Source organism: Actinomadura sp. HBU206391 (genome assembly GCF_014323665.1).
Taxonomy (GTDB): Bacteria; Actinomycetota; Actinomycetes; order Streptosporangiales; family Streptosporangiaceae; genus Actinomadura_C.
This window is the reverse complement of the sequence record NZ_JABVEB010000318.1, coordinates 1-5601: the sequence shown is the minus strand read 5'-3', so window position 1 is coordinate 5601 and position 5601 is coordinate 1. Positions and strand designations below refer to the sequence as shown.

5 protein-coding genes are annotated in these 5601 nt (G+C 69.6%); 4 read left to right on the top strand and 1 reads right to left on the bottom strand.

From position 1 onward, the window contains the following. The coding region (locus tag HKK72_RS35250; protein ID WP_187238742.1) for an ABC transporter ATP-binding protein at positions 1-1611 on the top strand (1611 nt) is incomplete at its 5' end. Continuing rightward, positions 1608-3605 carry an ABC transporter ATP-binding protein gene (locus HKK72_RS35245; protein WP_187238741.1) on the top strand — a complete coding sequence of 666 codons (1998 nt, stop codon included), beginning with the start codon at positions 1608-1610 and terminating at the stop codon, positions 3603-3605. The genes HKK72_RS35250 and HKK72_RS35245, both read left to right, overlap by 4 nt. Here the strand turns inward: HKK72_RS35245 and HKK72_RS35240 are convergent. Then, the gene (locus tag HKK72_RS35240) at positions 3563-4078 is read right to left on the bottom strand and encodes a helix-turn-helix domain-containing protein (RefSeq protein ID WP_315987611.1); all 516 of its coding nucleotides are present in this window, start codon (positions 4076-4078) and stop codon (positions 3563-3565) included. The genes HKK72_RS35245 and HKK72_RS35240 overlap by 43 nt on opposite strands. Before the next feature lie 194 nt (positions 4079-4272). On the opposite strand from HKK72_RS35240, the gene HKK72_RS35235 reads away from it, so the two are divergent. Next, positions 4273-4827 (top strand): hypothetical protein, encoded by a 555-nt coding sequence (locus HKK72_RS35235; protein ID WP_187238740.1) that lies wholly within the window; start codon positions 4273-4275, stop codon positions 4825-4827. A 150-nt stretch (positions 4828-4977) separates the two neighbouring features. Continuing rightward, positions 4978-5583 carry a cadmium resistance transporter gene (locus tag HKK72_RS35230; protein ID WP_187238739.1) on the top strand — a complete coding sequence of 202 codons (606 nt, stop codon included), beginning with the start codon at positions 4978-4980 and terminating at the stop codon, positions 5581-5583. The last annotated feature ends 18 nt before the right edge of the window (positions 5584-5601 follow it).

Here is a 5601-nt window from a genome sequence, read left to right as displayed (position 1 = left end):
ATCGGCTACATCCTCCACACCGGCGGCGTGATGATCGGCGTGACGCTGGCGCAGATCCTCTGCTCGATCGGCGCCGTCTACTTCGGCGCCCGCACCGCGATGGCGGTCGGCCGTGACGTACGCGCGGCGATCTTCGACCGGGTGCAGAGCTTCTCCGCCCGGGAGGTCGGCCGGTTCGGCACCCCGACGCTGATCACCCGGACCACCAACGACGTCCAGCAGGTCCAGATGCTGGTGCTCATGAGCTTCACCCTCATGGTGTCGGCCCCGATCATGTGCGTCGGCGGCATCCTGATGGCGCTCCACCAGGACGTGCCGCTGTCCTCGCTGCTCATCGTCATCATCCCGGTGCTCGCCGTGGCCATCGGCCTGCTCATCGCGCGGCTGCGGCCGCTGTTCCATCTCATGCAGGAACGCATCGACAACCTCAACTCGGTCCTGCGCGAGCAGATCACCGGTGTACGCGTCATCCGCGCCTTCGTCCGTGACACGCACGAGCGGGAACGCTTCGCCCGGTCGAACACCGACCTGTTCGATGTGTCCACCAGCGTCGGCCGCCTCATGGCGCTGATGTTCCCCACGGTCATGCTGGTCATGAACTGCTCCAGCGTCGCCGTGCTGTGGTTCGGCGGCGGCCGCATCGACCACGGCGACATGCGGATCGGCGCTCTGACCGCCTTTCTGAGCTATCTCATGCAGATCCTCATGTCGGTCATGATGGCGACGTTCATGTTCATGATGGTGCCCCGGGCCGAGGTGTGCGCCGAGCGCGTACAGGAGGTGCTCGAGACCGACTCGAGCGTCGTGCCCCCGGCCGACCCGGTCGCCGGGCCCAAATCCGGCCCAGACTCCGGCCCCGGCGGGCGTGGTCATCTGGAACTGCGCGACGTCGAGTTCCGCTATCCGGGCGCCGAGGAACCCGTGCTGCGCGGCATCGACCTGGTCGCCGGGCCCGGTGAGACGACCGCCGTGATCGGCAGCACCGGTAGCGGCAAGACGACGCTGCTCAATCTCGCCCCGCGGCTCTTCGACGCCACCGGCGGCAGCGTCCTCGTCGACGGCGTCGACGTGCGCGAGCTCGACCCGGTGGCGCTGTCGCAGGCGGTGGGCTTCGTGCCGCAGAAGCCGTACCTCTTCTCGGGCACCGTCGCCTCCAACCTGCGCTACGGCAAGCCGGACGCCACCGACGAGGAGCTGTGGCACGCGCTGGAGATCGCGCAGGCCCGCGACTTCGTCGAGCAGATGCCCGAAGGCCTCGACACACCCATCGCGCAGGGAGGCACGAACGTCTCCGGCGGTCAGCGTCAGCGCCTGGCCATCGCCCGCGTGCTCGTACGGCGACCTGAGATCTACCTGTTCGACGACTCCTTCTCGGCGCTCGACTACGCGACCGACGCGGCTCTGCGCGCTGCACTGGCCGAGGAGACCGCCGACGCCACCGTCGTCATCGTGGCCCAGCGGGTCAGCACCATCCGCCATGCCGACCGCATCATCGTGCTCGACGAAGGACGCATCGTCGGCACCGGCACCCACCGGGAACTGATGGACGACAACGAGACCTATCGGGAGATCGTGCTCTCCCAGCTCACCGAGCAGGAGGCCGCCGCATGAGCTCCCCCACGTCGCCACCCCCCGGCGAACGGCCGACGCCCAAACGCGGGCCCGGCCCGGCGGGCGCCGGGGTCGGCCGCGGGCCGGCCGCCTTCATGGGCGGCATGCCCACCGAGAAGTCGCTGGACTTCCGCGGCTCGAGCCGCAGGCTGCTGAGCATGATGCGGCCCGAGCGTGCGCTCGTGCTGCTCACGCTGGCACTGGCCCTCGCCAGCGTCAGTCTGTCCGTGCTCGGCCCGAAGATCCTCGGGCACGCGACCGACCTGATCTTCTCGGGCGTCGTGAGCCGGCAGATCCCGGCCGGCGATACCAAGGCCGAAGCGGTGGAACGCCTCCGGCAGCAGGGCGAGGGCACCCTCGCGGACATGCTCGACTCGATGAACGTCGTGCCCGGGCAGGGCATCGACTTCGAGCAGGTCGGCCGGGTGCTGCTGATCGTCCTGGCGATCTATGTCGGGGCGTCGCTGCTGGCCCTGATGCAGGGCCGGCTGACCACCGCCGTCGTGCAGCGGCCGATGTTCCGGATGCGCGAGCAGGCGCAGACCAAGCTCGCCCGGCTGCCGCTGAGCTACTTCGACGGCCAGCCACGCGGCGAGGTGCTCAGCCGGGTGACCAACGACATCGACAACCTGTCCCAGACCCTGCAGCAGACCCTCAGCCAGATCGTGACCTCGCTGCTGACGATCGTCGGGGTGCTGACGATGATGATCGTCATCTCCCCCCTGCTCGCCGGGATCGCGCTGGTGACCGTCCCCCTCTCCGTGGTGGTCGTCAGCATGATCGGCAAGCGTGCCCGGCCGCAGTTCGTGAAGCAGTGGGGCACCACCGGGCGGCTCAACGGGCACATCGAGGAGATGTACAGCGGGCACGCGCTGGTGAAGGTGTTCGGCCGGCAGGACGAGGCCGCGGCCACCTTCAAAGAGCACAACGACAGCCTGTACGACTCCAGCTTCAGGGCGCAGTTCATCTCCGGCACCATCCAGCCGGCGATGATGTTCATCGGCAATCTGAACTACGTCCTGGTGGCGGTGGTCGGCGCGCTGCGGGTCGCCTCAGGGGCGCTCTCGCTCGGCGATGTCCAGGCCTTCATCCAGTACTCCCGGCAGTTCAGCCAGCCGCTCACGCAGGTGGCGAGCATGGCCAACCTGCTGCAGTCGGGCATGGCGTCGGCTGAGCGGGTCTTCGCGCTGCTCGACGCCCGGGAACAGGACCCCGACCCGGCGAAGCCGGAGCGGCCCGCGCAGGTGCGCGGCCGGGTGGAGTTCCGCGACGTCTCCTTCCGCTACACCCCCGACACCCCGCTGATCGAGGATCTCTCGCTCACCGTGGAGCCGGGCCAGACGGTGGCCATCGTGGGGCCGACGGGCGCGGGCAAGACCACGCTGGTCAACCTGCTGATGCGGTTCTACGACGTCACGGGCGGACAGATCACCCTGGACGGGACCGACATCGCCGCGATGACCCGTGAAGACCTGCGGGCCAAGACCGGCATGGTCCTCCAGGACGCCTGGCTGTTCGGCGGCACGATCGCCGAGAACATCGCCTACGGCGCCACCGCCGCGAGCCGGGACCGGATCGTGGACGCGGCGCGGGCGACGCACGTCGACCACTTCGTGCGCACCCTGCCCGACGGCTACGAGACGGTCCTGGACGAGGAGGGGTCCAACGTCAGCGCGGGCGAGAAGCAGCTGATCACCATCGCCCGCGCCTTCCTCGCCGAACCCGCCATCCTGATCCTGGACGAGGCGACCAGCTCGGTCGACACCCGTACCGAGGTGCTCATCCAGCGGGCGATGAACTCGCTGCGCCAGGGCAGGACCAGCTTCGTCATCGCCCATCGCCTGTCCACCATCCGCGACGCCGACCTGATCCTGGTCATGGAGTTGGGCCGGATCGTCGAGCAGGGGACGCACGACGAGCTCCTCCGGGCGGACGGCGCCTACGCGCGGCTCTACGCGGCGCAGTTCTCGCAGGCGCCGGCCGAGATCGAGTGAGGCACGGATGGGGTGACGCGGGCCGGCCGTGCCGGGAAGGGCCGGCTCGCGGGAGGGCCGCTTCGCCCCGGTGAAGGTCGCGTCCGGCCGGGACAGGGCGGCGGCTTGGCCGAGACGAGATCGCCGCGCCGGTCGACGATCAGCGCCGGATACGGGTGGTGTCCGCGCAGGGCGCTCTCCAACGCGGTGCGGACCGGTTCGAGCCCGGGGTCGTCGAACCGCGTTTCCGGGTAGGCGGGGGCGTACCCCGCCGCCAGCAGCAGCGCGTTCCGCTCCCTGAGCGGCACCCCCAGCGACTCGGCGAGGCGTACGACCATGGCTCTGCCGGGCAGCGAGCGACCGCTCTCGATGAAGCTGATGTGGCGCTGTGTGGTTCCGGCGCGCACGGCGAGTTCGAGTTGGCTGACGCGTTGGCGTGCGCGCCACTCGTGCAGCGCGCCCGCGAATCCGCTGCGCTTCGAGGTGCTGGTCACCCGACCCTGTCTATCCGAACAGTGGCCGTCCGGCCATTCCCTCGAAGGAATGGCCGGGCCGCGGCAGTGTGGAACACGGCCTCTCTTCGCCGTACACTCGCCCCGTCCAGCCCGTGATCACAGGGTGCAATGGTCATCGATTTCGTACCGGACTCCATACCGACTGCACTCTCCGAGACCACGCGAGGTTCACGTTGAGCTCGAAGGGAAAAGGCGAGAGCGGCAGGCCGCCAGAGGGGGCTCTCGCGAACGCCACCATCTGGGGACGCCGGGCGGTTCTCACCGCGGTCCTCCTTTTCTTCGGGGGCGTCTGGGTCGCCGCTGCCGTCTACAACGTCAACGAACTGCGCAAGGGCGCGCTCGCGGCGGCCGGCCACTATGGCGAGGCCGGGATGGTCACCGTTTCCGGAACCGTTGGGATCGGCAAGAGCAGGTACTGTTCGGGCAGCTTCCGTTCTTTCGACGGGTCGACGTCCGTCTCGGCCAAGGTGGAGATCTCCGGCGGCTGCGCTCCCGGCGTGCAGAAGGCCGCCCGGCTGGTGCGCGGGAACGATGGCGGGATGTTCGTCGGCGACGAAAAGGATGTCGCCTGGACACCGGGCGCGAGGGGATGGTTCGGCGAACTGGGGCTCAGCCTGCTGTTCGGCGGCCCGGTGCTCCTCGTCTGCCTGGGCATCCTCAAGATGATCTGGGACAGCATCAGGCGCAGGCCGTCGTCCGGCGACGCCGGGGAGGCGACGCCCGGCTGACGGAGCGGCCCGCGTGCGGCCCGCTCGAGCGAACGGGCGACGCCACCCGCATGTCGCGCCGGATCGCACATCTAGCCCTCTCGTTCAACCCCGCTCCGGCCTCCCGGCCGTCCGGCCGTGCCGTCCAGGCGCGGGCTAGGGTTGTAGGCCGTGATCGCCCCCGGGTCCACCCTCCTCAGCGCGGCCGCTGTCTTCGCCGGCACCAACGTCGACGACCTCATCGTGCTGACCGTGCTCTTCCTGTCCGCACGGGCGGGTGGGCGGCCGAGGCCCTGGCAGATCTGGGCGGGTCAGCACGCCGGAATCGCCGTCCTGGTGGCCGTGTCGGTCATCGCGGCCCTGGGTCTGACCATCATGCCCGACGACTGGGTGGGCCTGCTCGGCGTCGTCCCCTTCGCCTTGGGCGTCAAGGGACTCGTCGCCGCCGTTCGCGCCCGGCGAGACGGCGAGGACGCCGCACCCATGGTCGCCACCGGCATCCTCTCGGTCGCAGGAGTGACCATCGCCAACGGCGCCGACAACGTCTCGGTCTACACGCCGATGTTCCGCACCATCGGCACGCCCGCCACCATCGTGACCGTGGCCGTGTTCGCGGCCGGGGTCGGCCTCTGGTGTGCGGCCGGTTCGTGGCTCGGCTCGCACAAGAAGATCATCGAGATCGTCCGGCGCTACGGCCAATGGATCGTCCCCGGGGTGTTCATGCTCATCGGCATCGTGATCGTCGCCGAGTCGGGCGTATCGGGTCAACTCGCCTGAAACGGGCGCGCGCCGCGA